Here is a 26396-nt window from a genome sequence, read left to right on the forward strand (position 1 = left end):
TCATCAGAAGAATTCCACGTCGCCGGTCGCGGCGGGTGGGGGTGGTGGAGCGGGGCGTGCGGCGCGCGGTGCCGGAACCGCCGTGTCCGTCACATGGCGGCAACGGGCCAGGCCCAGCGCGGGGCGGAACTCGACGCGACGCGCGCTGATCCCGCCGACATCCTCGCCGACCAGCGCGATCCGCTCGTCCGCCAGGAAGCGGCGGGCGAATTGCGCATTGGCCGCGCCGATGTCGCGGAACCCGTCGCGCATCATCGCCCCGCCGAACAGCCGGGCCTTCAGGCTGTGCCGCTGGGCGCCGAGCGCCATCATCGCGTTGATCAGAACTTCCATCGCATAGACGCCATAGCGCTGCATGGATTTAGGATCGGTTTCCGCGGCACCCGGTTCGGCGAGCAAAAAATGGTTCAGGCCGCCGATCCCCGCGACCGGATCGTACAGGCAGGCCGAAATGCAGCTGCCCAGCACGGTGGTCAGCACGACCTCCTTGTCCTGGCTGACGCGGGTCTCTCCCTGGATCACGTTGATCCGGCGAAGACCGTCGCGATGCGCCAGCCGGGTGAATGGCGGCGGCGGCGGAAAGGACTGGGCCATGGCGACGATCACGCCCGGCACCGGTCGATCAGCGCGGGCGCGATCCGCGTCAGCGTCAATTGCTTGGTCACCGCACCCACCTCCTGTGCGACGCCGGGCATGCCATAGACGACGCAGCTGTCACGGTCCTGGCCGACGGTGAAGCAACCCTTGCCGCGCATCGCGAGCAGGCCGTCGGCGCCGTCGCGGCCCATGCCGGTCAGGATCGCGCCGACCGCCTTGGTGCCGACATTCTTGGCGACGCTGTGGAACAGGCGGTCGACCGAGGGGCGGTGGCCGCTGGTCGGATCGTCGGGGATCAGGCGGGCGCGATACTGGCCCTCGGTGCCGCCGACCTCCATATGATGGGTGCCGCCGGGCGCGAGATAGACATGGCCGGGCAGCAGCGGCTGGCCATGGCGCGCCTCGGCCACGGTCGGCTTGGACAGCCGGTCGAGCCGGGCGGCGAAGCTGGTCGTGAAGGTCGCGGGCATATGCTGCACGATGACGGTCGGCGGGCAGTTGGCGGGAAAGCCGCTCAGCACCTGGATCAGCGCCTCGACCCCGCCGGTCGACGCGCCGATCGCGATCAGCGAGCCGGGGATCGGCTTGAAATCGGCCATCGGCACCGGCGCGGCGGGCGTCATGTCGCGCACGCGGATGCGGCGGCTGCTCGCGGCGGCCTTGACGCTTTCGGCGATGCGCGGATCGACGCAGTTGGTCGCGGGCTTGGCGCAGCATTCGACCGCGCCCAGCTCCAGCGCGCGGATGGTGGTGTCCGCGCCCGCCTGGGTCAGCGTCGAGAGCATGACCACCGGCATCGGACGCAACCGCATGACCCGCTCGAGGAAGTCGAGCCCGTTCATGTCGGGCATCTCGACGTCCAGCGTGATGACGTCCGGGTCCAGCGCCTTGATCATCTCGCGCGCCTGGTGCGGTCCGTTGGCCGCGCCGACCACTTCGATATCGGGGTCGCGGCTGAGCATCCCCGCGATCAAGGCGCGCATGGTGGGGGAGTCGTCGACAATCAATGTACGTACGGCCATCAGGATACTTTCTGGAAAGCGGTGCGACCGATGCAGTGAAAGCGCGCCGCTACTTCCGGCGGGATGCGTTCGGCGTGACCAATGTAGAGGATGCCACCGTCGACCAGCTGGTCGGCAAAGCGGGCAAGCAGTTGGGCCTTGGTCGGTTCGTCGAAGTAAATCATGACGTTGCGGCAGAAGATCACATCGAATGGCCGCCGCATCGGCCATTTGCGGAGCAGGTTGAGCTCGCGGAACGCGATCGGTTCGCGCAAGCCGGGCGACAATTCGTCCATCTCGCCGACCCGGCGGCACCAGGCCGATCGCATCGCGGCGGGCATGGCGCGCGTGGTGTCGAGCGGATAGCGGCCCGCGCGCGCGGTCGCGATGACGCTGGGCGACAGGTCGGTCGCCAGCACCCGGAAATCCTGCCGCGCCAGCTTGTCGGCGGCGCGGGTGTCGGTGCCCAGGATCGTCATCATCAGCGAATAGGGTTCCTCGCCGCTGGAACAGGCCGCCGACCAGACGCGCACGCGCCCGCCCGAGGCCAGCCGTTCGGCGAAGCCCGGCCAGAGCGATTCGCGGAAATGCTCGAAATGATGGTTTTCGCGGAAGAAGGCGGTGTGGTTGGTGGTCAGCGCATCGACCGCGCGGGCGCGCTCCCCGGCATCGCTGGCGACCAGCGCCAGATAATCGGGGAAGGTCGACAGCCCGCAGGCGCGCAACCGCCGCGCGAGCCGCCCATAGATCAGCTTGGCCTTGGTATCGGGCAGCAGGATGCCCGATTCGGCATAGATCAGATCCGCGATCGCGCGATGGTCGGCCGCCGAGAAGGCGAACTCCATTTCGCGTTCGGGAAGGGCGGCGAAGGCGTTCACGCGGCCAGGTCTTCGATGAAGGCGCCCGAGCTGCGCCCGTCGCGCCGCCAGCGGCCGATCAGCGCATCGACGTCGAGGATCAGCGCGACCCGGCCGTCGCCCAGGATGGTGGCGCCCGCCAGACCGTGGATGGCGCGGTAATTGGCCTCCAGGCTCTTCACGACGACCTGGCGCTGGTCCTGGATCGAATCGACCATCAGCACGGCCTGGCCCTGGTCGCTTTCGACCACGATCAGCACCGCATCCTCGGGCTGCCGCGTCGCGCCGCCCACGCCCAGCTGTTCGCCGACGCGGTGGACCGGGACATAGGTGCCGCGCACGTCGAGCAGCGGCGACTGGCCGCCGACGAAATGCACCTCGTCCACACCGGGACGCAGGCTCTCGACGATATGGGTCAGCGGGATGACGAAGGTCTGGTCGCCGACCGTGACGATCATGCCGTCCAGCACCGCCAGCGTCAGCGGCAGGCTGAGCGAGAAGCTCGACCCCTTGCCCAGTTCGGACTGGATGCCGATGCGGCCGCCCAGCGCCTGGATGTTCTTGCGCACCACGTCCATGCCGACGCCGCGCCCGGAAATGTTGGAGACGACGGCGGCGGTCGAAAAGCCGGGGGCGAAGATCAGATTGTCGATCTCTTCCTCGGACAGCTGCGCATCGGGGGCGATGATGCCGCGCTCGATCGCCTTGGCCTTGACCCGCGCGCGGTCGATGCCGCGCCCGTCATCGGCCACCGTGATGACGATCCGGCCCGACTGGTGCGCGGCCGACAGCGTGACCACGCCCTCGCTGTCCTTGCCCAGCGCCTTGCGGTCCGCCGGGGTTTCCAGGCCATGGTCGACGGCGTTGCGGATCAGATGGGTCAGCGGCTCGCCGATGCGCTCGACCACGGTCTTGTCGACCTCGGTCATCTCGCCCTCCACCTCCAGGCGGACGCGCTTGCCGGTTTCGACCTCCAGTTCGCGGATGATGCGCGGCACGCGGCTGAACACCGTCTTCATCGGCTGCGCGCGGATCGCCATGGTCGAATCCTGAAGCTCGCGCGTCAGATGGTCGAGATCGGAGAGTTCGGAGATCGAACCCATGTCGTTCTCGGACAGGCGCTGCGCCAGCATCGCCTGGGTGATGACCAGCTCGCCGACCAGATTGACCAGCCGGTCCAGCTTGTCGAGATCGACGCGGATCGTCTGCGCGGCGGCGGCGGCGACGCGCGGGCTGTTGGCGGCCTCGGTCACCGACACGACGGGGGCGGCCTCGGGCGGGGGCGGGGCGGCGGGGGCGGCGACCACCACCGGCGCGGCGGGTTCGATCACGACCGGCTTTGCAGGGGCGGCCTCGACCGGGGCGATGGGGAGCGGTTCGGGCTCGGCCACGGGTTCGGCGACCGCTTCGGGCTCGGCCGATACGGCGTCGCTGCGGGTGACGGTCAGGCGGCATTGCGGATCGGCGAAGTCGAACACCGCGCGGATGTCGTCCTCGTCGATCGCGCCGGGCAGCGCCATGGTGACGCCGATATAGGCGCGCTCGGCATCCATTCCGTCGAGCAGCGGCAGCTCGGACAGGTCGGCGGACAGGGTGCGGCCGCCCATGCGCGCCAGTTCGCGCAGCGCGAGCATCGGCTCGGCCCCATGATCGAAGGCGCGCGGACCGGGATAGACGGTGACGATCCACTCGGGGGCGGCGGCCTCGACCGGGGCGGCGGGCTCCTCCAGCATCGCGAACAGCGCGTCGAAATCGTCCAGCGCGGCGGCGGCGGCGGGCGACTCGGGGGCGACGGCCGGCTCGATCACCGGCTCGGCCGCGCTGCTGGCGATCTCGCCCTTCGCGGCGGCGTCCAGCCGTTCCAGCATCGCCTCGTCGGCGGGCACGCCGCCTTCGCCGCGCGCGGCGGCGACATGGTCGGCCAGCGTGTCGAACGCGGCGACGATCAGGTCGATCAGCGACTCGCCCAGCGGCAGGGTGCCGTTGCGGATCAGGTCGAGCACCGTTTCGTAATGGTGCGAGAAATGCTGGAGCCGTTCATGCCCGAAGGCACCCGCGCCGCCCTTGATCGAGTGGACCGCGCGAAAGACGGTGTTGATCGTTTCGTCGTCGTGACGGCCGCGCTTCAGATCGGCAAAGGCGGTTTCCAGCGCGCCGAGGCCTTCTTCGCATTCCTGGAAGAAGATCTGCTGGATCTCATCGAGATTCATCGAGTCGGGCCTTTCAGGCAGCGGCGACGAGGGTGTCGAGCCCCGCCAGTGCGATCATCGAAGCCAGTGCTTCGGAGGGGTTCTGGAGTTCGAAGTCGGTCCGGATCGAGGCCGCCATCGCCTGCGCGCTGGCCAGCACCTGGAGGCAGGCCTGCCCCGCCTGGGTCACCTGTGCGCCGTCGAGCGCGATGGCATCGCCCGATGCGATCAGATCGAGCAGCGCCTGGCGCAACGGGGCGGCGGCGGTGGTGTCGAGCACGGGGGCGAGGGACAGAGCGGTCACGGGAAGACTCCAGACGCGGGGTTCGATGACAGAATGGATCAGAGGTCGTTAAAAAAGCGTGGGTTGCGCCATATTCCGACGCGCGCCGGTCAGAACTCGGTCCAGTCGTCCTCGTTGACCGCCAGCGCGGCATTGCCGGTGGACGGGGCGGACGTGCGCGCCGTCTGGACGATGCGGCGTCCGGCGGCGGCGGCGCGTTCCTGCATCTGGTGTACCGGCTGGGGTTGCGGCTGCGGCCGGGGCGCGGGCGCCGGGGCGGCGAAGCCCTCACCCGAATGGGCATTGACCCGGAAGCGCGCGATCTCGCGGGCCAGGCTGTCGGCCTCGACCGCCAGCGAACGGGCGGCGGCGGTCGCCTGTTCGACCATCGCGGCATTTTGCTGGGTCACGCCGTCCATTGCGGACACGGCGATGTTGACCTCCTGCAGCCCGTTGGCCTGTTTCTCCGCCGACCCGGCGATATTCTCGACCAGCGTGCTGATCTCGGCGATCTGGCCGATGATCCGCTCCAGCGCCTTGCCGGTCTCGCTGACCAGGCTGACGCCCGCCTCGACCTGTTCGGAGCTGGCGAGGATGCGCGACTTCACGTCCTTGGCCGCGTCGGCCGAACGCTGCGCCAGCGCGCGGACTTCCGATGCGACGACCGCGAAGCCCTTGCCCGCGTCGCCCGCGCGCGCCGCCTCGACCCCGGCGTTCAGCGCCAGCAGGTTGGTCTGGAAGGCGATGCCGTCGATGACGCTGATGATCTCGGAGATTTCGCTCGACGCGCGTTCGATCCCGGCCATGGCCTCGACCGCGCGGCGGACGACGGCACCCGATTGTTCGGCCTCGACGCGGGCATCGGCGACGGCCCGGTTGGCACGGGTGGCGCCCTCGGCGGTCTGGCGGACGGTCGAGTTGATCTCGTCCATCGCGGCGGCGGTTTCCTCCAGGCTGGCGGCCTGCTGCTCGGTGCGCTGCGACAGGTCGTCGGAGGCCTGGCGGATGTCGCTCGCGCCCGAATTGATGCCATGGGTGGCCACCGTCACCGCGCTCATCGCGCGCGACAGCGCCTCGACCGCGCGGTTGAAGTCGCTGCGCAGCCGTTCGTAATCGGCGGGGAAGGGCGCCTGGATCGCCACGGTCAGATTGCCCTCGGCCAGCTCGCCCAGCCCCTTGCCCAGCGCGCCGACGACGATCTGCTGCGCCTCGGCGGCCTGCTGGACATTGGCGGCATTGCGCTGGAAGACCGCCATGGCCTTGGCGATCCGCCCGATGCAGTCGCGGTAATCGGTGTACCGGATCTCGCGATGCACATCGCCCGCGGCCAGCGCCTCCATGGCGACGACCGAGCCGACATAGGGGTCGCAGATCAGCTTGCGGCTGATCCGCATCATCAGGATCGACGCGGCCAGCGCCAAAGTCGCGGCGATGACGGGCAACGTGAACGAAAAGCCGCCATTCGCCGCGATGGTCGCGCCCAGCCCGACGGCACCAAGCCCGCCATAGACAATGGTCAGCACGTCGAACTTCAGACGGATCGGCGCCGTCTTTTCAAACCAGGACAACATCGGGGTACGCCCTTCCAAAAACTCATGCGCAGGGAGCTGCGCCTGGGGTACGGAGGATAGGGGCCCTGTCCCGGCTCCTCCGGCCTATATGGCCATATTGGACAGGACCGGTAAAAATCCCGTTTCGATATGGTCAGTAAAGCCGGAGTAATCCGCTCTATTATTGATCAGGATCAAGAGTTCGCGTCATTCCGGATGCGGAAAGGATTTCGATCCAATAGCCATCGGGATCGGTGATGAAGGCGATATCCTTCATCTTGCCGTCCTGGGGACGCTTCTTGAACGTTACGCCCAGCGACTCGAATCGTGCACAGGCCTGGGCGACATCGGCGACGCTGATCCCGATATGGCCGAAGCCGCGCGGTTCGGCATTGCCGTCATGATAGCCCTGGAACGCCGCGTCCGACTCGGTTCCCCAATTGTGCGTCAGCTCGAGCGTCGTCTCGCGGTTGAAGATGAAACGTGCGCGCTCGGCGGGGTCCTCGGGGACGGTTTCGCCATCGGCCAGATAGGCCAGGAAATAGAGCGAGAAGCGCATCTCCTCGAAATCGAGTTGCTGCAACAGGGTCATGCCCAGCACGTCCCGGTAGAAGGCGAGCGAGGGCTTGGGATCGCGGATGCGCAGCATCGTCTGGTTGAGCGCGAAGGATTCGGTGCCGGCGGGGCGGGGCATGGTGGGTCCTTGTCGAAAGGGGTCGAGAGGAAAGGGCGAAACGACCAAGGCCCCCCGCCACCGGGGCGAAGGGCCTTGGGATTAGAGATGGCGAACAGGCTCAGGCGAGGGTCAGGCCGACATCCACATTGCCGCGGGTCGCGTTGGAATAGGGGCAGACCTGATGCGCGGCGTGCATCAGCCGCTCGCCATCGGCGGGCTCGACACCGGGCAGGTTGACGAGCAGGTCGACGGTGATGCCATAGCCGCCTTCCTCGCGCGGGCCGAAGCCGACCTCGGCGGTGACGGTGGCATCCTGCGGCACCTTCACGCCTTCCTTGCCCGAAACCGCCTTCATCGCGCCCAGGAAACAGGCCGAGTATCCGGCGGCGAACAGCTTTTCCGGATTGGCGCCATCGCCGCCCGGACCGCCCATTTCCTTGGGGACCACCAGCTTGACGTCGACCGAGCCGTCCTCCGACCGTGCCGCGCCGTCGCGGCCGCCGGTGGCTGTCGCCCTGGTCTTGTAGATCACATTCACGCCCATATCGGATCTCCCATTGGTCCATCGGTACGCGGCATTAGCGCGCCACGCCGACCTGCGTTCCATGACCGATCATGACCCGCGAAACCGATGGCGGCAACCGCGCAAGGCCCGGCCCCTATTGCCGGGTCGCACGGATCGCCGCGTCGGACCAGCCGCCGCCCATCGCCTGATACAGCGTGATATAGGCGGTCAGCTGGCTGGCCTGCGCCTCGGCCAGCGCCAGTTCGGCGTTCAGCAGCCCGCGCTGCGCATCCAGCTGTTCCAGATAGGAGGAATAGCCCGCGCGGTAGCGATTGGAGGCGATGCGAAGCGCGTCCGCCAGCGCGGCCCGCTGTCCGGCGAGCGCCGCCGCCTGCTCGCCCGAGCGGCGGACCGAGGCGAGGTTGTCGTCCACCTCGCGAAACGCGGTCAGCGCGGTGCGGCGATAGGCGAAGGCGGCCTGGTCGCGCCGCGCGGCGCTGGCATCCGCTTGGGCGCGCAGCCGTCCTGCGTCGAAGATCGGGGCGAGCACGCTGCCCCCGATCGAGAAGATCGTCACCGGATCGGCCAGCGCGCTGGACAGCACCACCCCCGCCGTGCCCGTCAGCCCCAGGCTGGGCAGCATCGCCGCGCGCGCACTGTCGAGCGAGCGGTCGGCGGCGACCAGCGCCTGTTCGGCCTGGAACAGGTCGGGGCGGCGGCGGAGAAGGTCGGCGGGCAGCCCGTCGGGAATGGCGGGACGGACCAGCCGGTCGATCGCCAGCCCGCGCGGGATCGGCCCCGGCGTACCGCCGACCAGTACGCTCAGCGCATTTTCCTGACGCGTGACCGCCAGCCGCGCGGCGGCGACCAATTGCTGGGTCGAGCGAAACTCGCTCTCGGCCTGCCGCAGCTCGAGGTTGGAGGTATAGCCGGTCGTCGCCCGCCGCCGGGCGATGCGCAGCGCCTCGGTCCGGGCGTCCAGCGTCTTCTCGGCGATGTGCAGCCGGTGGTCGAGCGCGCGTAAGGAAACATAGCCGCTGGCCACCCCGGCGGCGAGCGCCAGCCGCACGGTGTCGCGCGCCGCCTCGGTCGCCAGCAACTGCGCGCGTGCGGCGGCGCGGGCGCTGCGCAACCGGCCGAACAGGTCGAAGTCATAGCTGGCCTGGACCAGCGGCTGCGCGCCGAACTGGTCGAGCCCGGTGCCGAAGGCGGTGACGCTGCGTCCCTCGCTCAGCGGGAGGCCCGCCGTGACGTTGGGCGACAGCTGCGCGCGTGCCAGTCGTTCCTGCGCGCGCGCTTCCTCGACCCGCGCGGCGGCGCTGCCCAGATCGGGGTTGTCGGCCAGCGCGCGGGTGACGAGCGCGGTCAGCTGCGGGTCGCCGAACGCCTGCCACCAGTCCGCCGCGATCGGGCTGCCGGGGCCGAGCGCGGTGCGCCAGGCGGGCGGCGGCACCACCGCGCTGGTCGCCGGAGTCTGGGGACGCGGGCCGATACAGGCGGTCAGCATCAGCGCGGCGGCGAGGGGCGGCGCGGCCTTCATCGCACCACCGGCCCGCCCGATGTGTCGACCCGTGCCTGCACCGACATGCCGGGGCGGAGGCGCTGGCTGAGCGGCTGGCCCGGATCGACGCGGATGCGCACCGCGATACGCTGCGGCACCTTGGTGAAGTTGCCGGTGGCATTGTCCGACTTCAGGACCGCGAATTCGGAACCGGCGGCGGGCGAGATGCGCTCGACATGGCCGGTCAGCCGCGCATTGTTCAGCCCGTCCACGGTGAAGCTGGCGGGCTGTCCGACCGCCATGCGCGCGGTCTGGCCTTCCTTGAAGTTGGCGATGACCCAGGTCTCGGGCGGCACCAGGAACATCAGCTGCGACCCCGCCGTCACATATTGGCCCAGCCGGACGCCGACTTCGGACAGCCGGCCATTTTCGGGCGCGCGGATGACGGTGTTGGCGAGATCGATCTGCGCCAGCCGGAGCGCGGCCTCGGCGCCCGAGACACCCGCCTGCTGCCCGCCGCGCCCGACCACGACGGTGCGCACATCCTGTTGCGCGATGGCGCGCGCCGCCTGCGCCTGGCGCAACCCGGCCTGAGCCTGGCGCAGCGCGGCCAGCGTCTGGTCGCGTTCGCGCAAGGATACCGAGCCGTCGGTGACGAGGTCGTTCACCCGCGCCATGTCCGCCTGCGCGCGCATCAGCTGCGCCTCGGCATTGGCGACGGCGGCATCCTGCGCGGACAGGCTGGCGACCCGCGACGCCTGCGCCTGGCGGCTATTGGCCAGCGTCGCCGCCTGCGCCGCGACCTGCGCCCGCGCCTGGTCGACCCGCTGGCGATAGATTCGATCGTCGATCCGGACCAGCGGCTGGCCCGCGCGCACCGTCTCGAAATCCTTGACCAGTACGGCGGTGACATAACCGCTGACCTGCGGCGCGATCACGGTGGTGCGGCCGCGGACATAGGCATTGTCGGTCGCCTGGGTGTCGGTCGCGAAGGGCGGCAGCCGCCATGCCGCCAGCACCGCCGCGACGCCGCCGATGACCAGCAGCGCGATCAGCGCGCGTGAACGCCATCCGCCCGAAGGCGGCCGCCAGGCGGACGAGGGGGGCGGAGCGGGCGGGGGTACGGGCGCCGGGGCGGGGGGCGGCACCCCGGCCTCGGCGGCGGCCTGCTCGGTCATGGGGGTGGGCGATACGGGCGAGCGGGTGTCGGTCATGGCTGTCCCCTGGCCGCGACGCGGGCGCGGCGGGCGCGCCGCCAGGTCAGCAGCGCGAGGAAGAGGGTGACGGCGGCCGCCAGCGCGGCGACCAGCCGGAAGACGTCGTTATAGGCGCGGATATTGGCCTCGCGCGTGGCCGCCTGCGACAGCAGCGCGGCGCCCTCGGCGCGGGCGAGCGTCGGATCGCCGACCACCCCCGACACGCGCGCGCCGCCCGCCGCGATACGCTGCGTCACCTGCGGGTCGGTGGGGTCGATATTCTGGACGATGGCGGCGCTGTGCGCCTTTTCGCGGATGGTCTGATATGTGCCGAGCAGCGCGGTGCCGCCCAGGCTGCCGACCGAATTGAGCATCCCGAACAGCGCGATGAAGCTGATGACATGGCCCGCCCCCTGTTGCAGCGCGCGGGTCATGCCGAAGAGCAGCGACGGGCCGAGGAAGAAGGTCGTCGAAAAGGCGATCAGCGCCTGCGTCGCGTAGAGCTCGGGCGCGCGGGTCAGGTTGGTCGAGAAGCTGTCGGCAAAGGCGGCGATGGCGACCAGTCCGATGGCGAACATGATCGGATGGGTCAGCCGCGTCACGTCCAGCGTCACCGCGCTCGCCACCACGCCCGCGACCGAGGCGACGAAGACGATGGTGAACAGCGTCCGGAACTGGTCGTTATTCTGGCCCAGCGTGGTCAGCAGCCCGACCGCGCCGTAATTCTGTTCGGACAGGACGATCCGCGCCATCAGCGTGACGATGGCGAAGCGGATGATGTCCATCGATCCGAGCCAGCGCGTGTTGAGCAGCGGATTGGTGCGGTGATGCTCGATCCACAGCGCGGCGGCGAGCAGCGGGATGGCGAAGGCCAGCGCCCAGCCGATCCAGGCCGCCTGCGTCCACCAGACCAGCCGCCCCTGGCCCAGCACGGCACAGAACAGCCCGATGGCGGGCGCATAGAGCGCGAAGGTCAGGAAATCGAGCGGCTCGAACGCCTTGACCCTTTGGGTGGGCGGCAGGCGCAAGCCGATGATCGCCGCCAGGCTGACCGCCGCCAGCCCGAATTCGAACAGATAGAGCGTCCGCCACTGCGACATGGCGAGCAGCTCGGGCGAGAACAGCCGCGCCAGCGGCGTCGCGCATTGCGGCACGCCGATGCCCAGCACGATCGCCTTCAACCGCCATTTCGCGGGCAGCGCCTGCATCATGTAATAGAGGCCCAGCGACGACAGCGCCGCCGCCGCCATGCCGCTGGCCGCGCGCACCGCGATCGCGGTCGAGAAGTCGCGCACGAACAGATGCCCGAAGGCCAGGATGGTATAGAGCCCCGCGAACAGCAGCGCGAAGGGACGCAGGCCGAATTGCTGGCGGAACTTGATGAGCAACAGGTTGATCGAGGCGTTGGTCATCACATAGACGATGGGCAGCCACGCGATCTCGGTCGGGTCCAGCCCCAAGGCGCCCTGCAATTGCAGGGTGTTGACCGACACCAGCGCATTGCCCAGCCCGCCGGTCAGTCCGATCAGCACCGCGATCAGGCCATAGGCGATGCGGCGCCGGTTGGGGTGGCTGAAATTGCCGGGCGATCCGGGAATGGTCGGCCGTTCATGGGGCGCGAAGGACCATTCCTCCTCGCTCCAGAATTGCCGAAACCGTGATGCCATCCCCGTCCTTTCGTGCCCCCATGCTTTCGGACCCGGCCACCCAACGCGCAACGTATCGAATCAGGTGCAGAACGAAAACCGCGCCAGGCGAAGCGTCCATGCCGGGGCGGACACGCACCCGGATTCACCAACAGCCTGTGTTCCATGGGAAATGCTTGCCAAGCCGCGCGCTTGACATCAGTATTGATGTATATATATTAGGATGTGTTCATATGTTGATGTTTGCATGACACCGGATGAAGGCGTTTTGCTCGCCGACGTGTTCCGCCTGCTGGGCGAACCCAACCGGCTTCGGCTGGTGGTGGGATGCCTGGACGGTCCGCGCACGGTCGGCGATCTGACCGAGGAAGTGGGGATCAGCCAGAGCCTGGTCTCGCAGCATCTGCGGCTGCTGCGGGCCGGACGGTTGCTCAAGCAGAGCCGTCAGGGCCGGAACGTGTTCTACGAGCTGCCCGACTGCCATATCCGCACCATGCTGACCAACATGATGGACCATGTACTCGAACCCGATCACGCCCTTGAGGAGTAAGTCGAAATGACCGTTACCGTCGAACAAGTGAAGTGCGCCTGCACCGACTGCGTCTGCATCGTCAGCGTCGGCAAGGCCGTCGAGGCCGAAGGCCGCACCTTCTGCAGCGATGCCTGCGCGCAGCATCATTCGGGCGGTACCGGCTGCGACCACGCCGGTTGCGCCTGCCACGGCTGACCGGATCGGAGCCGGGTGATCGTGCATCCGGCTCCATCTCCCCCCTCGCGGCCTTCGCCTATCCGTCCAGCATCGCCCGGATGCGCGCCGCCAGATCGGCGAAGTCGAACGGCTTGGTGATCAGCGCGACGCCTGCGTCCAGCCGCCCGCCATGGACGATCACGTCGCGGGCATAGCCGGTGGTGAACAGCACCTTCAGATCGGGGTGGAGCGAGCGCGCCGCCGACGCCAGGTCGGCGCCCGTCATCCCGCCGGGCAGCACCACATCGGAAAACAGCAGCGCGATCCGCGACGCCTCCGGCGCGTCGAGCAGCGCCAGCGCGGAGCCGCCATCCTCCGCCTCCAGCACGTCATAGCCCAGTTCGCGCAACGCCTCGGTCGAATAGGCGCGGACATCGGGATCGTCCTCGACCACCAGGATAGTCTCGGACCCGCGGTCGGGGCGGATGGCGGGGGCGGGCGGCGCATCGACCGACGCCACATCGCCACAGAAACGCGGCAGGAACAGCGAGACGCAGGTGCCCTGGCCGGGGCGCGATTTGATCTGCACCTGACCGCCCGACTGTTTGGCGAAGCCATAGACCATCGACAGGCCCAGCCCGGTGCCCTTGCCCACCTCCTTGGTGGTGAAGAATGGCTCGAACACGCGGCCCAGCGTCGCGCGGTCCATGCCGATGCCGGTGTCGCTGACATCGATCGCGACATAATCGCCCGGATCGGTGGGATAGGGGACCGGGCCCGGAACCATCGAGGTCATCCCGTCCAGCCTGGCGTTGCGCAGCGTGATCGACAGGGTGCCGCCATGCGGCATCGCGTCGCGCGCATTGACCGCCAGGTTCAGGATCGCGCTTTCCAGCTGGTTGGTGTCGGCCTCGGCGGGCCAGAGGTCGGGCGCGGCCTCGATCGCCAGCGACACCTGTTCGCCCAGCGTCCGGGTCAGCAGGTCGGACAGCCCGTCGACCAGCCGGACCGCGTCGACCGATTGCGGCGCCAGCGGTTGCCGCCGCGAAAAGGCGAGCAGCCGCTGGGTCAGCGTCGCGGCCCGCTTCGCGCCGGTCATCGCGTTGGTCGCCGCCCGCCTGGCGCGGGGATGCTCGTCGATCGGCAGGAAGCGGTCGAGCATCTCCAGATTGCCGACCACCACCTGAAGCAGATTGTTGAAGTCGTGCGCGATGCCGCCGGTCAGCTGGCCGACCGCCTCCATCTTCTGGCTCTGGCGCAGTTGCGCCTCCATATCGGCCAGCCTTTCCTGCGCGGCCAGCCGCTCGGACACGTCGGTCGCGAACTGATAGGCACCGATCGGCGTGCCGTCGGCCGCGATCAGCGGGCTGAAGCGCAGCTCGTAATGCCGCCGCTCGCCGGCCATGTCCTCCAGCGCCTGGATGACCGAGAAATCCTCGCCCGCCAGCGCGCGGGTCCAATAGTCGCGCATGATCGACAGGATTTCGGGGCGCGCGGCCATCGCATCGCTCTTGTTCTGGCCGATCTGCGGGCGGGTGCCGAAGATGCGCTCCAGATCCTCGGCGGCGGCGCGGTTGATCGCCAGATAGCGGTGGTCGAACCCCAGCACCTGGACCATCGTGCCGGTCGAATCGATGATGTCGGCGAACAGCTTGCGCTCGGCCAACGCCTCGACCACGCGGCGTTCCAGCACGGCGTTGACGTCGCGCAGCGTCGCCTCCGCGCGGCGGCGTTCGTCGGTGTCGAACACCGATCCGACCATGCCCATATAGGTGCCGTCGTCGTCGATCCGGGGAATGGCGGTGACCATCGCCCAGCGATGTTCGCCATCGGCGCGGAGCAGGCGGAATTCCAGGCTGAACGCCGTCCGATCCCGCGTCGCGCTGCGGAACGCCCCCTCCACCGCCGCGCGGTCGTCGGGATGCAGCGCTTTCAGCCACTGAAAGTCCAGGCCCTGCTCGACCGCCAGCCCCGTCTGGGCGGTCCAGGCGCGGTTGACATAGATGCAATGACCCTCGGCATCGGTCAGCCACATGATGATCGGGGCATGATCCGCCACGTTGCGGAACCGCCCCTCGCTCTCGCGCGCGGCGGCACTGGCGGCCTCGCGCTCCTGGCGGTCGCGCATCCGCGTGCTGCTGTCGATCAGGGTCGCCATGATGCCCGCAGGGGCCCCGTCCTCGTCGGGGATCGGGATATAGTCGAGGTCCAGCCAATGCTGTTCGGGCGCGTCCCGATGGCCCAGCAGCATCGCCTGGTCGCGAAAGGCCAGCGCCCGGCCGCTCAGGCCCGCCGCGACGACCTCCGCATGGAAGGCCGACGACTCGGGCCAGGCCTGGATCAGCGGGCTGCCCAGGATCGCCGGATGCCGGTCGCCCGCCATTTCGGCATAGCCGGCATTGTAGAGCAGGATCGCCTCCGGCCCCCAGATCGTCGCCATCGGGATGGTGGAGGCCAGCATGATGCCGATCGCGGTCCGGCGGCTTTGCGGCCATGCGGCGATCGGCCCCAATGGGGTGGCGGCCCAGTCGAATGTCGCGATCAGCCGCCCCATCTCGCCGTTCCGCGCCAGAACAGCGGCGAATCCAGCGCGAATGTCGATGGGGTGATAGGCAGTCCCGGCCATGCTCTGTCCACCTCCCTCCATAGACAATGCAATAGCCGCTGTAGCGTTGCTTTTGCACGAGGAACAGAGGGATTGCCGATATCTTGCCCTGTGTGGATGTAATTTATTCGGGGACTTCGCAAAGCATTTGTCGACCCCCTTGTTTTTCGGTCGCGCCGCCGATTACGCTTGGCCGCGAAAGCCGGGGGCGCTCCGGGGTCGCGTCGCCCCCGTGCCACACTTTGTCATGGACCCGATAGGCATCTGCCATGTTCGACTGCTAAAGGTCGGTCAAAATAGGAGAGACAGGCATGACCGCACATCTTCATCCGGTGCCGGAATGGGCCGACAGCGCGTCGATGGATGCCGACGCCTATCGCGCCGCCTATGACGCGGCGCGGCGCGATCCCGACGGCTATTGGGGCGAACAGGCCAGGCGGCTCGACTGGATCGTGCCGTTCGCGACGGTGAAGGACACCAGTTTCGACGAGGCCGATTTCCGCATCAACTGGTTCGCCGACGGCCAGCTGAACGTCGCGGCCAATTGCATCGACCGCCACCTCGCCACCCGCGCCGATCAGGTCGCGATCCTGTGGGAAGGCGACACGCCCGGCACCGATCGCCGCATCACCTATCGCGAACTCCATGAACAGGTCTGCCGCCTCGCCAATGCGCTGAAGGATCTGGGTGTGGCCAGGGGCGACCGGGTCACCATCTATCTGCCGATGATTCCCGAGGCGGCGTTCGCCATGCTCGCCTGTGCGCGGATCGGGGCGATCCACTCGATCGTGTTCGGCGGCTTCTCGCCCGAAAGCCTCGCCAACCGGATCGTCGATTGCGACTCGCGCATCGTCATCACCGCGGACGGCGGCTGTCGCGGGGGCAAGTCGGTGCCGCTCAAGGCCAATGTCGACGCTGCGCTCGATCATGACGGCGTCGCGGTCGACCATGTCGTCGTCGTCCGCCACAGCGGTACCGATGTGACGATGAAGGACGGCCGCGACCTCTGGTACGGCGATCTGGTCGAGGCCGCCGCGACCGACTGCCCGCCCGAGGCGATGGGGGCCGAGGACCCGCTGTTCATCCTCTACACCAGCGGTTCGACCGGCAAGCCCAAGGGCGTGCTGCACAGCAGCGGCGGCTATCTGCTCTGGGCCTCCTATACCCATCAGCATGTGTTCGATTATCGCGAGGGCGAGGTCTTCTGGTGCGCGGCCGATGTCGGCTGGGTCACCGGGCACAGCTATGTCGTCTATGGCGCGCTCGCCAACGGTGCGACGACCCTGATGTATGAGGGCGTGCCCAATTACCCCGATTTCAGCCGCTTCTGGCAGATCGTCGACAAATACCAGGTCGCGACCTTCTATGCCGCGCCGACCGCGCTGCGCGCGCTGATGCGCGAGGGCGATGCTTGGGTGAAGAAGACCGACCGCTCGTCCTTGCGCGTGCTGGGCTCGGTCGGCGAGCCGATCAACCCGGAAGCCTGGGAATGGTATTATCATGTCGTGGGCGAGGGGCGCTGCCCGATCGTCGACACCTGGTGGCAGACCGAGACCGGCGGCCATATGATCGCCCCGATCCCCGGCGCCGTGGCGCTCAAGCCCGGCTCGGCCACCCTGCCGCTGCCCGGTATCCTGCCACAGATCGTCGATGCCGAGGGCAAGGTGCTGGACGGCGCGGTCGAGGGCAATCTGGTCATCGCGGACAGCTGGCCCGGCCAGATGCGCACCGTCTGGGGCGATCACGATCGTTTCTTCCAGACCTATTTCACCACCTATCCCGGCAAATATTTCACCGGCGACGGATGCCGCCGCGACGAGGACGGCTATTACTGGATCACCGGCCGGGTCGATGACGTCATCAACGTCTCGGGCCACCGCATGGGCACCGCCGAGGTCGAGTCCGCGCTGGTCGCGCACGCCAAGGTCGCCGAGGCGGCGGTGGTCGGCATGCCGCACGACGTGAAGGGGCAGGGCATCTACGCCTTCGTCACGCTGAACGCGGGCGTCGAGGAGGACGAGGCGCTGCGTGCCGAGCTGGTCCAGTGGGTCCGCCGCGAGATCGGCCCGATCGCCACCCCCGACGCGCTGCAATTCGCGCCCGCTCTGCCCAAGACCCGTTCGGGCAAGATCATGCGCCGCATCCTGCGCAAGATCGCCGAGAACCAGGTCGATGCGCTGGGCGACACCTCGACGCTGGCCGATCCCGCGGTGGTGGACCACCTCGTCGCCCACCGGATCGAGCCGGGGAAGAAGGCGGCGTGATGCCGGATGGGGCCGCTTCTCGGTAAGCGGCCCCGTTTTGCTTGTGGGCGTTGCAGCGTGGCCTTCGACTTCGCTCAGGCTGAACGGCTGTCGGGGACGATCCGAATTCCCTTCCCCCGTTCAGCCTGAGCGAAGTCGAAGGCCACGCCCACCCCTCAACCCAAACCGATCAAGGCGCCTTCCGAACCGGCGGCAACGCCGCGCAGATATCCACGCCCCCCGCGGGCACGGTGAAGAAGTCGTTCTTCCGATTCTCCCGCCCCTTGATCCAGGCGGCAAAGCGAGGCGAAGCGGTCTCGCGATACTGGTAACGCGGCCGCTGGGCGGCGGGCAGTTCGCTCGCCAGCCGGGCCGACACGATCGGCAGGCGCTGGGCCTCGTCCTTGTAGAAGCCCAGATCGCCCGTCCCGCGCGGCAGGGTGGACAGCGCTTCCATCCCGTCGATCACCCGCCCGGCCACCGCGATATTGCGGTCCAGCCCGCGCGGCGAGTGGCCGATGATCGTGTAGAGCTCGGCCCCGGTCCCGGTGCTGGGCGCCAGATCGCGCGCGACGCCGACCATGCCATAGCAATGCGGGATCCACTCCGACGCCGCATCCCCCGCCAGCGGCCAGCCGTCGCGGCTATAGCCCGCCCAGGCGGCATAGGGATCGGGCCGGCTCAGCCGCGCGACCGCGCTGTTGCCCGCGCGGACATATTCGGCCGGGGGATTGGCGACGATGCCGGGGGGCAGCGGCTTCTTCTCGGTCGCATCGCCCCACTGCGCGACATAATTTTCCTGCACGCGATAGACGCTGGTCCCCGCATCCCACCAATGCGCCCGCGCCAGCGCGCGGATATTGGCGGCATGCACCGGCGCCTGCCCGGCGGCCAGCCGCACCGTCACCGTCCGCCCGTTCGACAGGGTGAAGATCAGCACCTCGTCATCGGGCACGGCGATCCAGTCGCCGGGCAGCGGATCGCTGGCCTGCGTCGCGGGGGGAGCGGGAGAGGGCGAAGCCTGCGCCAGCAGCGCGGCCAGAAAGAGTGCGATCGTCATCGCCGCAAAGACTGCACGAGCCCGCCGCCCCACGCAATCGCTTGCGCGCCGCCGCGAAGCGCATTAGGGGCGCGTGTTCCAGGCATGAACTCATGCGGAGCGGTGGCCGAGTGGTCGAAGGCGCTCGCCTGGAAAGTGAGTATACGGCAAAACCGTATCGAGGGTTCGAATCCCTCCCGCTCCGCCATTTCCGCCCTTTGCAGGGCTCGCCAAACACCCAAAAATCTGCTATAAAAGCCCGGAAATCAGCGGTTTCTTGGTGCCGCTGCGTTTCACTCGATCCGACACAATCTCACGCGAAGTGTGGGGAAAAGTGTGGGGAAAAATTGAGGTGAGGTGGCATGGGAAAGCTCACTGCGCTCAAGATTCGATCGCTGATCGAGCCCGGACGCTATTCGGACGGGGACGGCCTGTTTCTCGAAATCAACGGCAAAGGGGCAGCCAGTTGGGTTCTTCGAATCCAGAATAAGGGAAAACGCCAGGATATCGGGCTGGGCTCACTCAAAGCGGTTTCTCTCAAGGACGCCAGAGAGGCCGCGTTCCTCACACGCCAGAAGATCGCACAGGGCATCGACCCTGTCGCCGAGCGAAAGCAGGAGCGGCAGGTCATTCCGACATTCCGAAAGGCCGCCGAGATGGTCCACGAGGAACACAAGGAGGCCTGGAAGAACGGCAAGCATCAGGATCAGTGGATTGCGACGCTGAAGAGCTACGCCTTCCCCAAGATGGGCGACCGGTTGGTCAGCGAAATCGAAGGCCCCCTGATCCGGGACGTCTTGGCTCCCATCTGGCTGACGAAGCCGGAAACGGCGCGACGAGTACGGCAACGCATCGGCACCGTTCTCGACTGGTCGTACGCACGCGGGTTCCGCGCGACCGAAGCGCCGATGCGGTCGCTTTCCAAGGGGCTGCCTCGTCAGCCCAAAAAGGAGAACCATTTCGCGGCTCTGCCTTATGCATCCGTGCCCAGCTTCCTCAAGAAGCTGGGCGAGCGGGAATCGGTGGGCCGCGTCGCGCTGGAGGCGCTCATCCTGACGGCGGCTCGGTCGGGCGAAGTTCGGGGCGCGACCTGGTCGGAGCTCGACCTGGAAGCTGCATTGTGGACGATCCCCGCCGAGCGGATGAAAATGGGGCGAGTGCATGTCGTGCCCCTCGCGCTCGAAGCGGTGGCGGTGTTCGAGCGCGCCAAGACGTTCAAGGTTGGTGCCAGCGAGTTGGTGTTCCCCGGCCAGAACGTGAAGAAGCCGCTCTCAGATATGACGCTCCTCAAAATCCTACGTGACATGGACCTCGCGGTGACGGTGCACGGGTTTCGGTCGGCATTCCGGGACTGGGTCGCGGAGCAGACGGACTATTCGGGGGAGGTCGCAGAAGCGGCGCTCGCCCACACGGTCTCGAACAAGGTTGAGGCGGCCTATCGCCGAACCGACTTTCTCGAGAAGCGCCGATTGCTCATGCGCGAATGGGCGGCGTTCTGCAAAAAGACGCCCCCTCCGTCGGCGGATAGCCGGGGCGACGAGTCCAACACCTGAGCTTGGCCTCGAATAGGGAAAGCAGATGTAAGGCGGGACGGGTGCCAAGCCTTTTTGAAGTAGTGCGGCTCGTGTTGGTCCTCGAGCTGCCAGCTCCTGACTGTTTGCGCTAAACCGGCAGTGGACATGGTCAACTGCCCCCAACGACCAACTCATGCTACAGGGCGCTGGCGGCGGTCTCGATCAAAAAGTGAAGCGACCGGTGGCTACCAAGATACGCCTCTCCGGCGCGATGGCGGGAATTTCGGCTCACGCCGAAACCGGCCATTTGCAGATTGATAGCTATTGGGCAGGTAAGCGCCCCAATTCCGGTCGTTCGATCATTCCGTCGGAAGAACCGCACGATGCCATCAGTTCACCTTACCTACATTTTGGAATTTAACGGCAGCCACTGGGCGCTCAGCGGTCGGCCCGCTAATGTGCGGATTCGCGCGAAAGCGGACATCAGCGCCCCTGTAGCCGGACAGGCAATGGGTTCGCACGTCGCTTTGGAAGTCGTTCCCAATGCTTAAGCCGCTACGCTACCGTATCGATCTTAAAAAGCTTCCTTAAAACGTATTGGACCAAATCCTCGGCGCCTTCCCTATCTGTGTCGCTAACCGCAGGCGCTGCCTCACTGAACGTTAGAACGTCGACTTGTTCGCGCAGAGCGTCGATCTGCTGCCAGCGCTTGTCCGATAGTGGTACGAGCTTACGCAACTTTGCACTTGTTTCCGGTTCGGTGAGCAGCGCCTTGATTTCGCGGTTCGAGAGGCGGGCAGTGGTTTCACGCACCAGATAAGTTTTAAGTGCGCCGGTCAGCGTTATCGCGAGCAGATTGAGTGACAACCAATTTGCGTTACGGAGCGGCTGTCGGGCGACGCTGACAGCCGCCACCATCCCCTCATAGAGACCAACGACATAGGGTTTGCGCTTTGCCAAGCGTTGATTCTTCTTGGCGACACGCTCGGGCAGTCGCGGGCGCGATGCTGGCGGGTCGGGCAGATAGGATTTGTTAGCGGCAATGGATTGCTCGATTGGCACGTCAGTGATCTTACCTTGTTGATAGGCGAACACTTGCTCAGGCCAATGTCCTTCCAGCGTGCGTGATATCCTCGCATAGTCACTGACCACCGTCACTAGCCATTGATGGAGCGCCAAGAACGTATGATGCTTGGTACTTATCTCCGATTTGCTGCTGTTCCAAGGCATCGCCTCGGCATCGCCGCGCATCGATACGATCACCTTGGTCAGCGAGACTTTGGGGTGCGGAATGCCCGCCAAACCGCGCGCAAAGCCGACATCGATGCTTTTGATAGCCGGCGCGACTAGGCGGTCGTTACAGTAGAAATACACGCCATAGTCCCCCGTTGCTGGACTTGATTCATTGCTAAGCCCAGCCAGCACTTCTACCTCAACGGAACGACCCTTAGGTGTTGATAGATTGCCAGCATAGCGTCGCGGCTCATATTTGGGCGGATAGGACCAGCGGTCGAAGAAACGGGCCTCAATCGCGGTGCCGTTTAGGCGGAGCGAGACGTGCTCCAAGATCAGGAATTTAGCATAGGTGGCGCCAAGGTGGCTCCGCAACTGCGTTTCCGCGCCGTCGTCGATGCTCAGGCGCAGCCGGCTTAGTTCGACACGAGTGGTACCTGCGGAAATGTCCGACACCTCGAATAGAGGCAGCAGCCATTCTTCTTCCTTCAGCCAGTCATCATCAAACTCTACCTGATAGGTTGGAGCCCCTGCGACCCGAGTCACGATCTTGATGTCCTCGGCCATCGCCACCACCGCCCGCTTGGTGCCGACCCCGAAAATCCCGATGGTCTCATCGGTTGAATTGCTACCCGATTGGCCCGGGCCGACGATCGCTGGAAGATCGTCACGGTCAACCCCGCCGGCATCGTCTTCGACTATGATCCGGTTGGTGTCTCGATCGAGAATGATGTGGATATTAATTGGTCGCACGCGACCGCTGCGCGTCCACATGTCGAATGCGTTGTCGACCAGTTCGCACACCGACTTGTTTAAGTCGTAATCGGCGATGATCGAGAGAAACAACCGTTTTGACGGTACTGCATTTAACCTGTCGACTTGCCGTTTCATCACGCTCTCCCGCCGACACACAGTAAGACAAAAATCACCTCGACCAAGCCCAATCGGTCGCGTTAGTGTCAATGCAACTAGGGGGTAATATGCAGTTTTTTGATCGCGCCAAGGTTCCGCCCCCCAGCGAGTTGCAGGGCAGCGCCGCGCGTGTCGAGCGCCTCGCGCTGCTCGATCTGATGCGCGAAAATTCTAACCGTCGAGCTCAGTCGCTGCCTGAGCGGCGTTTTGAATTTGGCGACGAGACCCGGCAGCAGCTAGCAGTGTTGTTCCAACAGAAATGCGCCTTTTGTGAAAGCAAGCGGACGATGCACATCCATCATTTTCGTCCGCAAAGCGATGCCGACCCGTATGAAAAATCGGAATTTGCCCATCTTTATTACACTTGGCTGCGGACTGACTGGAATAATGTCTACCCGGCATGTGAGAAATGCGCGACCAGCGCCGGGCGCTTCTTTCCGGTGCGCCCCGGTGGCCGCGGTGCGTTACCAGCAATCGCCGAGCTTGAGCATTTTGCAAATGAAAATTACGGTGTGTGGCGGTGGCCGCACCGCGACAAGCCTTGGCTGCTCGATCCCTGCAAGGACCGTAGCTTTATCACCCATTTCAGTTTTGGACTGGATGGCGCTATTAAATCCTTGTCGCGTGCCGGAGCCGAGACCGTATCAGCCTTCGCACTTGATCGCGACGACCTGACCGCCGCTCGCGCGCGCGCCTTTGATGATTATCTTGATCATCTGCGGCATGATGTTGTAATCAACGCAGTGCCGGTTGCCTTTAATTTTCCGATGCTTGAATTTGGAGGCGCTTGGTATCTCCTACTGCGCCGGATCGCTGCCTGCATCGCTGAGCGGCTCGATATTCGGCTCGATGGTAATAGCCGGCGGCTGGCGAAATCTTATCGTCGGGTGATGAGTACTCCGATTGGACGCGACGCTTTTGAACGCGCGCTTGAAGAGGTTCGACAGCCGGCCGCGGGCATCCCTGCCGGGCCACAACGCACCCGCGGGGCGCCGCGGCTGATCGCTGTGCATCTCGCCAATTTCAAAGCGCTGGAGTCGATCGACATTTCGATTCCCGAGCCTATCCCCGAAGATGTGGAAGCAGGTCGCGACGCGGAAGCATCCGCGGTGCTGGTGCTGGGCGAGAATGCCGCTGGCAAAAGCTCTCTGCTTGAAGCGCTCGCACTTTCTCTATGCGGTCCGATGGTGCGTCAGCGGCTCGGCAAAGCGCCAAGCAGTTTTGTCCTCAATCCCGATATGATGGGGCTATTGGGTGCAGTCGGACCTGAACACGCAAAGGTCGTCCTCGAATTTCATGACGGAAGCACACGGTACTTGAGGATTTCGGACCGCTTTGACGAAGGCGATCATGACGGGCCGACGCCTAGTATCTTCGCTTATGGCGCATTTCGCCAATATGCCGCCGACGCCAAACGGACGAGACGTTTTGGAAAGGTCGGTACTCTGTTCCAGTCGAGCATCATCCTCCCCAATCCCGAACAGTGGCTACTGGGTCTCGACAGGCCGCAATTCGCGATGGTCGCTCGTGCTCTTCATCGCTTGTTTAGCGTAGAAGGCGATTTTAACGTTATTGAGCAGGACAAGGCCAATTCGCGCTGCCTAATCGTCACGCAAATCGGTACCGGCTCAAACGTCAAAGAGATGAAGACCCCGCTCTCGGTGGTCTCGTCGGGTTTTCGCTCGGTGCTCGCCATGGTCTGCGATATTTTCGAAGGGTTGCTCCGTGACAAGACGGTGAGCGAAAAGGGGTTTGCCGAAGCTGAGCCGATCATCCTGATCGACGAGATCGAAGCCCATCTTCATCCCAGGTGGAAGATGCAGATTATGGCGGCGTTTCGCCGGGTGCTACCCAAGGCGATTTTCATTGCCACGACTCATGATCCTTTGTGTTTGCGCGGGATGCATGACCGCGAAGTGCTGGTACTTAGTCGTGTCGAGCGCGAAGACGCCGATCTGCATCAAGTACCCGTGATCGTCGAAACGCTTGCCGAACTGCCAAATGTCGAAAATCTGACCATCGAACAGCTACTGACTTCCGACTTTTTTGCGATGTTCAGTACCGATTCACCCGACGCTGAACGCAAGCTCGCCGAGCTTGGTAGCCTGCTCGCCCGCCGAGCTGCTGGGGCCCGTCTCAATGGCGAAGAGACGCGCGCGCTCGAATATCTGGAACATGAAGTTGCGACGTCGTTGCCGCTCGGCTCTTCCGAAGTGCAGCGCCTCGTTCAAAAGGCAGTTGCCGTGTATCTCCAGCGCCGCCGCGACATGCCGGAAAATCATCTTGCGCGGCTCGAGGTCGAAACCCGCGACTTGATCGTGAACGCTCTTGAGGGGTTTTAATGCGCGCGGTTTCTCGCGGAAAAATGGCCGCGCCGGCGGCACTGTCGGCCCGCTCCGGCCCGCTCAAGCGCACTGAACTGGAAAGCGCCGCAGCGCATATGCAAGTACCGCTAGCGGCCGGGGCAAAACGCGCGGCGTTTCCTTTCAAGGTCTACAAAGCCGATGAAGTGAAGCAGCGCTTAGAAGCGCTGTTCCACGGAAAATGCGCCTATTGCGAATCGTATTTTGCGTCACAGGCGCCGGTCGATGTCGAGCATTATCGGCCCAAGGGTGCCGTTGAAGGCGAGCCGAACCATCCCGGCTATTGGTGGCTGGCAATGGATTGGACCAACCTCCTGCCCAGCTGTCTAGATTGCAATCGCCGGCGCCGACAATTGGCGCCGGACGGCGCGATCAGTGATTTGAAAATTCTCTACGCGCAAACCCAGTCCGGTAAGAAGGATAGTTTTCCAATCGCTGGCACCCGGGCTGCTGCTGATACCGACGACATCTCGCTCGAAGATGCATTACTGCTCGATCCAACCCGCGACAATCCCTCCGACCATTTGACCTATTGGTTTGCAGAAGGCGCGGCCAGCGGGCTGGTTTTGCCCAAGGCCACTGCTGTGGCAGCGCTACCGGCGATTGGCACCGCACCGCAAGTTGCGGCTGCTGCCGCCCATACAGAATTGAGTGTCAAGGGCGCGGTCTCGATCCAGGTCTACGGCCTAAATCGTATGCACCTAGTCCAGGAACGCGCTCGGCTGGTCCAGCGCCTGCGCTTTATGGAGACCATGGTCGTTAGTCTTGGTAATGTCGCAGGGGCTCTTACCAATGCGGGCCTTGGTCACGAGCCTGCGGTTCAGGACGCGCTGCGCAACCTGCGCTTATTGCAGGGTCAGATCCTTGCCGAGATGCAATTTTCAGCGGCACCTGAAGCGCCATTCTCTGCTTTGGCAAAAAACTATCTTACCGAGTTCAAAAAGCGAGTCACTAGTCTGCCTTGAAGGTAGTTGACTATCGGTATTGGTAGCGCCTGTGGCGGTCATGGATGATGATCCGCTGTCCGCTTCTAACTGCTGGAAGCTGCCGCGTAGATTTGGGCCCAGGGTTAGTCGTGACGCGGCGCCGCTCGGACAAGAGGTGAACGTTAGCTTCTTACAATAGCAGACGTGCAACCTGTGGCATGGGAACGACGGATTTGTCCCACATCGCGCCGTTTGTGATGACAAAGAATTTTTGAAATCCAAGCTTTTCGGGGTGGCGGATGTCCAAGCCGCTTCCGAAACTGAGTTGGAACGCCGCGATGAGTCGTGAAAGCGCTTACCCGCCAGGATGGTCACCGACATGGTAGAACATCGGGTTGCGCAGCCATTCGTCGATCGCCGAGGCGCGCCAGCCTACGCAGCGGGTGCTGAGCTGGATGTTCTTTGGAAAGGTGCCGTTGGCCATCTTGCGGTAGAGGGTGGATCGGCAAAGCCCGGTTTGGTCGAGGACGGCCTTCAGACGCAGGATGCGGTCTGGGTTGGTGGACATGGAATTGCCTCGCGGCTCTTGGGATGGGAGCCGCCAAGGTCCTGCTTTTGCCTGATCGGTAGTAGGGCTTCGCTGGGGTCCTGACGGCACTTTCGAGGGACATCCAGACAGTAGAGCGATGCCGTCTCCTGCGATGCCGCAGGACCGGGCTCTACGCCGCTGGCGCGGCGGGGAGTGTCAGGAATTTCGTGTGCGGGCGGGCATAACGAGAAAGAAGGAGCCCGATATGTCCCGACGCAAAGAGCCTGCGATACCGAATGAGCTTCTGGATCAGTTGCTGGCTGGCGGTGACGCCGGCGCCGCC

General features: G+C 65.6%; 22 protein-coding genes and 1 tRNA gene. 8 read left to right on the forward strand and 15 right to left on the reverse strand.

Features of this window, described 5'->3' with window-relative positions; translation table 11 throughout:
• Nucleotides 1-3: 3 nt before the first annotated feature.
• From ABIC44_RS10795 to ABIC44_RS10845, 11 genes are all read right to left on the reverse strand, one after another.
• A complete protein-coding gene (locus ABIC44_RS10795; protein WP_307101019.1) occupies nt 4-594 on the reverse strand; it encodes a chemotaxis protein CheD in 591 nt (196 codons plus the stop codon).
• 8 nt (nt 595-602) lie between these two features.
• Complete coding sequence (locus ABIC44_RS10800) at nt 603-1619, reverse strand: protein-glutamate methylesterase/protein-glutamine glutaminase (RefSeq protein WP_307101016.1); 1017 nt, start codon at nt 1617-1619, stop codon at nt 603-605.
• Nucleotides 1619-2476 carry a CheR family methyltransferase gene (locus ABIC44_RS10805; RefSeq protein ID WP_354295369.1) on the reverse strand — a complete coding sequence of 286 codons (858 nt, stop codon included), beginning with the start codon at nt 2474-2476 and terminating at the stop codon, nt 1619-1621. The genes ABIC44_RS10800 and ABIC44_RS10805 overlap by 1 nt, the downstream gene beginning before the upstream one ends.
• Complete coding sequence (locus tag ABIC44_RS10810) at nt 2473-4665, reverse strand: chemotaxis protein CheA (RefSeq protein WP_354295370.1); 2193 nt, start codon at nt 4663-4665, stop codon at nt 2473-2475. The genes ABIC44_RS10805 and ABIC44_RS10810 overlap by 4 nt, the downstream gene beginning before the upstream one ends.
• A gap of 13 nt (nt 4666-4678) precedes the next feature.
• Complete coding sequence (locus ABIC44_RS10815; protein ID WP_307101010.1) at nt 4679-4948, reverse strand: STAS domain-containing protein; 270 nt, start codon at nt 4946-4948, stop codon at nt 4679-4681.
• Between the two features lie 89 nt (nt 4949-5037).
• Nucleotides 5038-6498 carry a methyl-accepting chemotaxis protein gene (locus ABIC44_RS10820; RefSeq protein WP_354295372.1) on the reverse strand — a complete coding sequence of 487 codons (1461 nt, stop codon included), beginning with the start codon at nt 6496-6498 and terminating at the stop codon, nt 5038-5040.
• Between the two features lie 160 nt (nt 6499-6658).
• Nucleotides 6659-7171 (reverse strand): lactoylglutathione lyase, encoded by a 513-nt coding sequence (gloA, locus tag ABIC44_RS10825; protein WP_354295374.1) that lies wholly within the window; start codon nt 7169-7171, stop codon nt 6659-6661.
• A 100-nt stretch (nt 7172-7271) separates the two neighbouring features.
• Nucleotides 7272-7697: an organic hydroperoxide resistance protein gene (locus ABIC44_RS10830; protein ID WP_309697684.1), complete on the reverse strand. Its 426-nt coding sequence runs from the start codon at nt 7695-7697 to the stop codon at nt 7272-7274.
• A 115-nt stretch (nt 7698-7812) separates the two neighbouring features.
• Nucleotides 7813-9198: an efflux transporter outer membrane subunit gene (locus tag ABIC44_RS10835; protein WP_354295376.1), complete on the reverse strand. Its 1386-nt coding sequence runs from the start codon at nt 9196-9198 to the stop codon at nt 7813-7815.
• Complete coding sequence (locus ABIC44_RS10840) at nt 9195-10373, reverse strand: HlyD family secretion protein (RefSeq protein WP_354295378.1); 1179 nt, start codon at nt 10371-10373, stop codon at nt 9195-9197. Before ABIC44_RS10840 ends, ABIC44_RS10835 begins: the two co-directional genes overlap by 4 nt.
• On the reverse strand, nt 10370-12022 hold the full coding sequence (locus ABIC44_RS10845) for an MFS transporter (RefSeq protein WP_309700709.1): 1653 nt from the start codon (nt 12020-12022) through the stop codon (nt 10370-10372). Before ABIC44_RS10845 ends, ABIC44_RS10840 begins: the two co-directional genes overlap by 4 nt.
• Before the next feature lie 226 nt (nt 12023-12248).
• Between ABIC44_RS10845 and ABIC44_RS10850 the strand changes: the two genes are divergently transcribed.
• Complete coding sequence (locus ABIC44_RS10850; protein ID WP_307100995.1) at nt 12249-12551, forward strand: ArsR/SmtB family transcription factor; 303 nt, start codon at nt 12249-12251, stop codon at nt 12549-12551.
• 6 nt (nt 12552-12557) lie between these two features.
• Complete coding sequence (locus ABIC44_RS10855) at nt 12558-12728, forward strand: metallothionein (protein WP_307100993.1); 171 nt, start codon at nt 12558-12560, stop codon at nt 12726-12728.
• Between the two features lie 58 nt (nt 12729-12786).
• Here ABIC44_RS10855 and ABIC44_RS10860 read toward each other — a convergent pair whose 3' ends face one another.
• Entirely contained in the window at nt 12787-15315 is a 2529-nt protein-coding gene (locus ABIC44_RS10860) for a hybrid sensor histidine kinase/response regulator (RefSeq protein ID WP_354295381.1), read from the reverse strand.
• A 290-nt stretch (nt 15316-15605) separates the two neighbouring features.
• Between ABIC44_RS10860 and acs the strand changes: the two genes are divergently transcribed.
• Nucleotides 15606-17558, forward strand: a complete 1953-nt coding sequence (acs, locus tag ABIC44_RS10865; protein WP_354295383.1) for an acetate--CoA ligase — start codon at nt 15606-15608, stop codon at nt 17556-17558.
• A 169-nt stretch (nt 17559-17727) separates the two neighbouring features.
• Here the strand turns inward: acs and ABIC44_RS10870 are convergent, their stop codons facing one another.
• A complete protein-coding gene (locus ABIC44_RS10870; RefSeq protein ID WP_354295385.1) occupies nt 17728-18597 on the reverse strand; it encodes a peptidylprolyl isomerase in 870 nt (289 codons plus the stop codon).
• Between the two features lie 96 nt (nt 18598-18693).
• Between ABIC44_RS10870 and ABIC44_RS10875 the strand changes: the two genes are divergently transcribed.
• The 3 genes from ABIC44_RS10875 to ABIC44_RS10885 all read left to right on the forward strand — a co-directional run bounded on the left by ABIC44_RS10875 (nt 18694) and on the right by ABIC44_RS10885 (nt 20511).
• Nucleotides 18694-18784: transfer RNA gene (locus ABIC44_RS10875), tRNA-Ser, on the forward strand.
• 154 nt (nt 18785-18938) lie between these two features.
• The gene (locus tag ABIC44_RS10880; protein ID WP_354295387.1) at nt 18939-20129 is read left to right on the forward strand and encodes a tyrosine-type recombinase/integrase; all 1191 of its coding nucleotides are present in this window, start codon (nt 18939-18941) and stop codon (nt 20127-20129) included.
• 154 nt (nt 20130-20283) lie between these two features.
• On the forward strand, nt 20284-20511 hold the full coding sequence (locus tag ABIC44_RS10885; protein WP_354295389.1) for a hypothetical protein: 228 nt from the start codon (nt 20284-20286) through the stop codon (nt 20509-20511).
• Nucleotides 20512-20645: 134 nt separating this feature from the next.
• Here ABIC44_RS10885 and ABIC44_RS10890 read toward each other — a convergent pair whose 3' ends face one another.
• Nucleotides 20646-22214: an ATP-binding protein gene (locus ABIC44_RS10890; protein WP_354295391.1), complete on the reverse strand. Its 1569-nt coding sequence runs from the start codon at nt 22212-22214 to the stop codon at nt 20646-20648.
• Nucleotides 22215-22303: 89 nt separating this feature from the next.
• On the opposite strand from ABIC44_RS10890, the gene ABIC44_RS10895 reads away from it, so the two are divergent.
• Nucleotides 22304-24577 carry an AAA family ATPase gene (locus ABIC44_RS10895; RefSeq protein WP_354295393.1) on the forward strand — a complete coding sequence of 758 codons (2274 nt, stop codon included), beginning with the start codon at nt 22304-22306 and terminating at the stop codon, nt 24575-24577.
• Nucleotides 24577-25563, forward strand: coding sequence for an HNH endonuclease family protein (locus tag ABIC44_RS10900; RefSeq protein ID WP_354295395.1), 987 nt, complete (start codon nt 24577-24579; stop codon nt 25561-25563). Before ABIC44_RS10895 ends, ABIC44_RS10900 begins: the two co-directional genes overlap by 1 nt.
• 316 nt (nt 25564-25879) lie before the next feature.
• Here the strand turns inward: ABIC44_RS10900 and ABIC44_RS10905 are convergent, their stop codons facing one another.
• Entirely contained in the window at nt 25880-26092 is a 213-nt protein-coding gene (locus ABIC44_RS10905; RefSeq protein ID WP_354295396.1) for a helix-turn-helix transcriptional regulator, read from the reverse strand.
• Between the last annotated feature and the right edge of the window lie 304 nt (nt 26093-26396).

This window comes from Sphingomonas sp. 1185, assembly GCF_040544655.1.
GTDB lineage: Bacteria > Pseudomonadota > Alphaproteobacteria > Sphingomonadales > Sphingomonadaceae > Sphingomonas.

Excerpts from the sequence above, each read along its gene's own strand:
- ABIC44_RS10795 (WP_307101019.1), bottom strand. The coding sequence starts at position 594 with ATGGCCCAGTCCTTTCCGCCGCCGCCGCCATTCACCCGGCTGGCGCAT.
- ABIC44_RS10800 (WP_307101016.1), bottom strand. The coding sequence starts at position 1,619 with ATGGCCGTACGTACATTGATTGTCGACGACTCCCCCACCATGCGCGCC.
- ABIC44_RS10810 (WP_354295370.1), bottom strand. The coding sequence starts at position 4,665 with ATGAATCTCGATGAGATCCAGCAGATCTTCTTCCAGGAATGCGAAGAA.
- ABIC44_RS10820 (WP_354295372.1), bottom strand. The coding sequence starts at position 6,498 with ATGTTGTCCTGGTTTGAAAAGACGGCGCCGATCCGTCTGAAGTTCGAC.
- gloA (WP_354295374.1), bottom strand. The coding sequence starts at position 7,171 with ATGCCCCGCCCCGCCGGCACCGAATCCTTCGCGCTCAACCAGACGATG.
- ABIC44_RS10830 (WP_309697684.1), bottom strand. The coding sequence starts at position 7,697 with ATGGGCGTGAATGTGATCTACAAGACCAGGGCGACAGCCACCGGCGGC.
- ABIC44_RS10835 (WP_354295376.1), bottom strand. The coding sequence starts at position 9,198 with ATGAAGGCCGCGCCGCCCCTCGCCGCCGCGCTGATGCTGACCGCCTGT.
- ABIC44_RS10840 (WP_354295378.1), bottom strand. The coding sequence starts at position 10,373 with ATGACCGACACCCGCTCGCCCGTATCGCCCACCCCCATGACCGAGCAG.
- ABIC44_RS10845 (WP_309700709.1), bottom strand. The coding sequence starts at position 12,022 with ATGGCATCACGGTTTCGGCAATTCTGGAGCGAGGAGGAATGGTCCTTC.
- ABIC44_RS10850 (WP_307100995.1), top strand. The coding sequence starts at position 12,249 with ATGACACCGGATGAAGGCGTTTTGCTCGCCGACGTGTTCCGCCTGCTG.
- ABIC44_RS10855 (WP_307100993.1), top strand. The coding sequence starts at position 12,558 with ATGACCGTTACCGTCGAACAAGTGAAGTGCGCCTGCACCGACTGCGTC.
- ABIC44_RS10860 (WP_354295381.1), bottom strand. The coding sequence starts at position 15,315 with ATGGCCGGGACTGCCTATCACCCCATCGACATTCGCGCTGGATTCGCC.
- acs (WP_354295383.1), top strand. The coding sequence starts at position 15,606 with ATGACCGCACATCTTCATCCGGTGCCGGAATGGGCCGACAGCGCGTCG.
- ABIC44_RS10870 (WP_354295385.1), bottom strand. The coding sequence starts at position 18,597 with ATGACGATCGCACTCTTTCTGGCCGCGCTGCTGGCGCAGGCTTCGCCC.
- ABIC44_RS10880 (WP_354295387.1), top strand. The coding sequence starts at position 18,939 with ATGGGAAAGCTCACTGCGCTCAAGATTCGATCGCTGATCGAGCCCGGA.
- ABIC44_RS10885 (WP_354295389.1), top strand. The coding sequence starts at position 20,284 with ATGCTACAGGGCGCTGGCGGCGGTCTCGATCAAAAAGTGAAGCGACCG.
- ABIC44_RS10890 (WP_354295391.1), bottom strand. The coding sequence starts at position 22,214 with ATGAAACGGCAAGTCGACAGGTTAAATGCAGTACCGTCAAAACGGTTG.
- ABIC44_RS10895 (WP_354295393.1), top strand. The coding sequence starts at position 22,304 with ATGCAGTTTTTTGATCGCGCCAAGGTTCCGCCCCCCAGCGAGTTGCAG.
- ABIC44_RS10900 (WP_354295395.1), top strand. The coding sequence starts at position 24,577 with ATGCGCGCGGTTTCTCGCGGAAAAATGGCCGCGCCGGCGGCACTGTCG.
- ABIC44_RS10905 (WP_354295396.1), bottom strand. The coding sequence starts at position 26,092 with ATGTCCACCAACCCAGACCGCATCCTGCGTCTGAAGGCCGTCCTCGAC.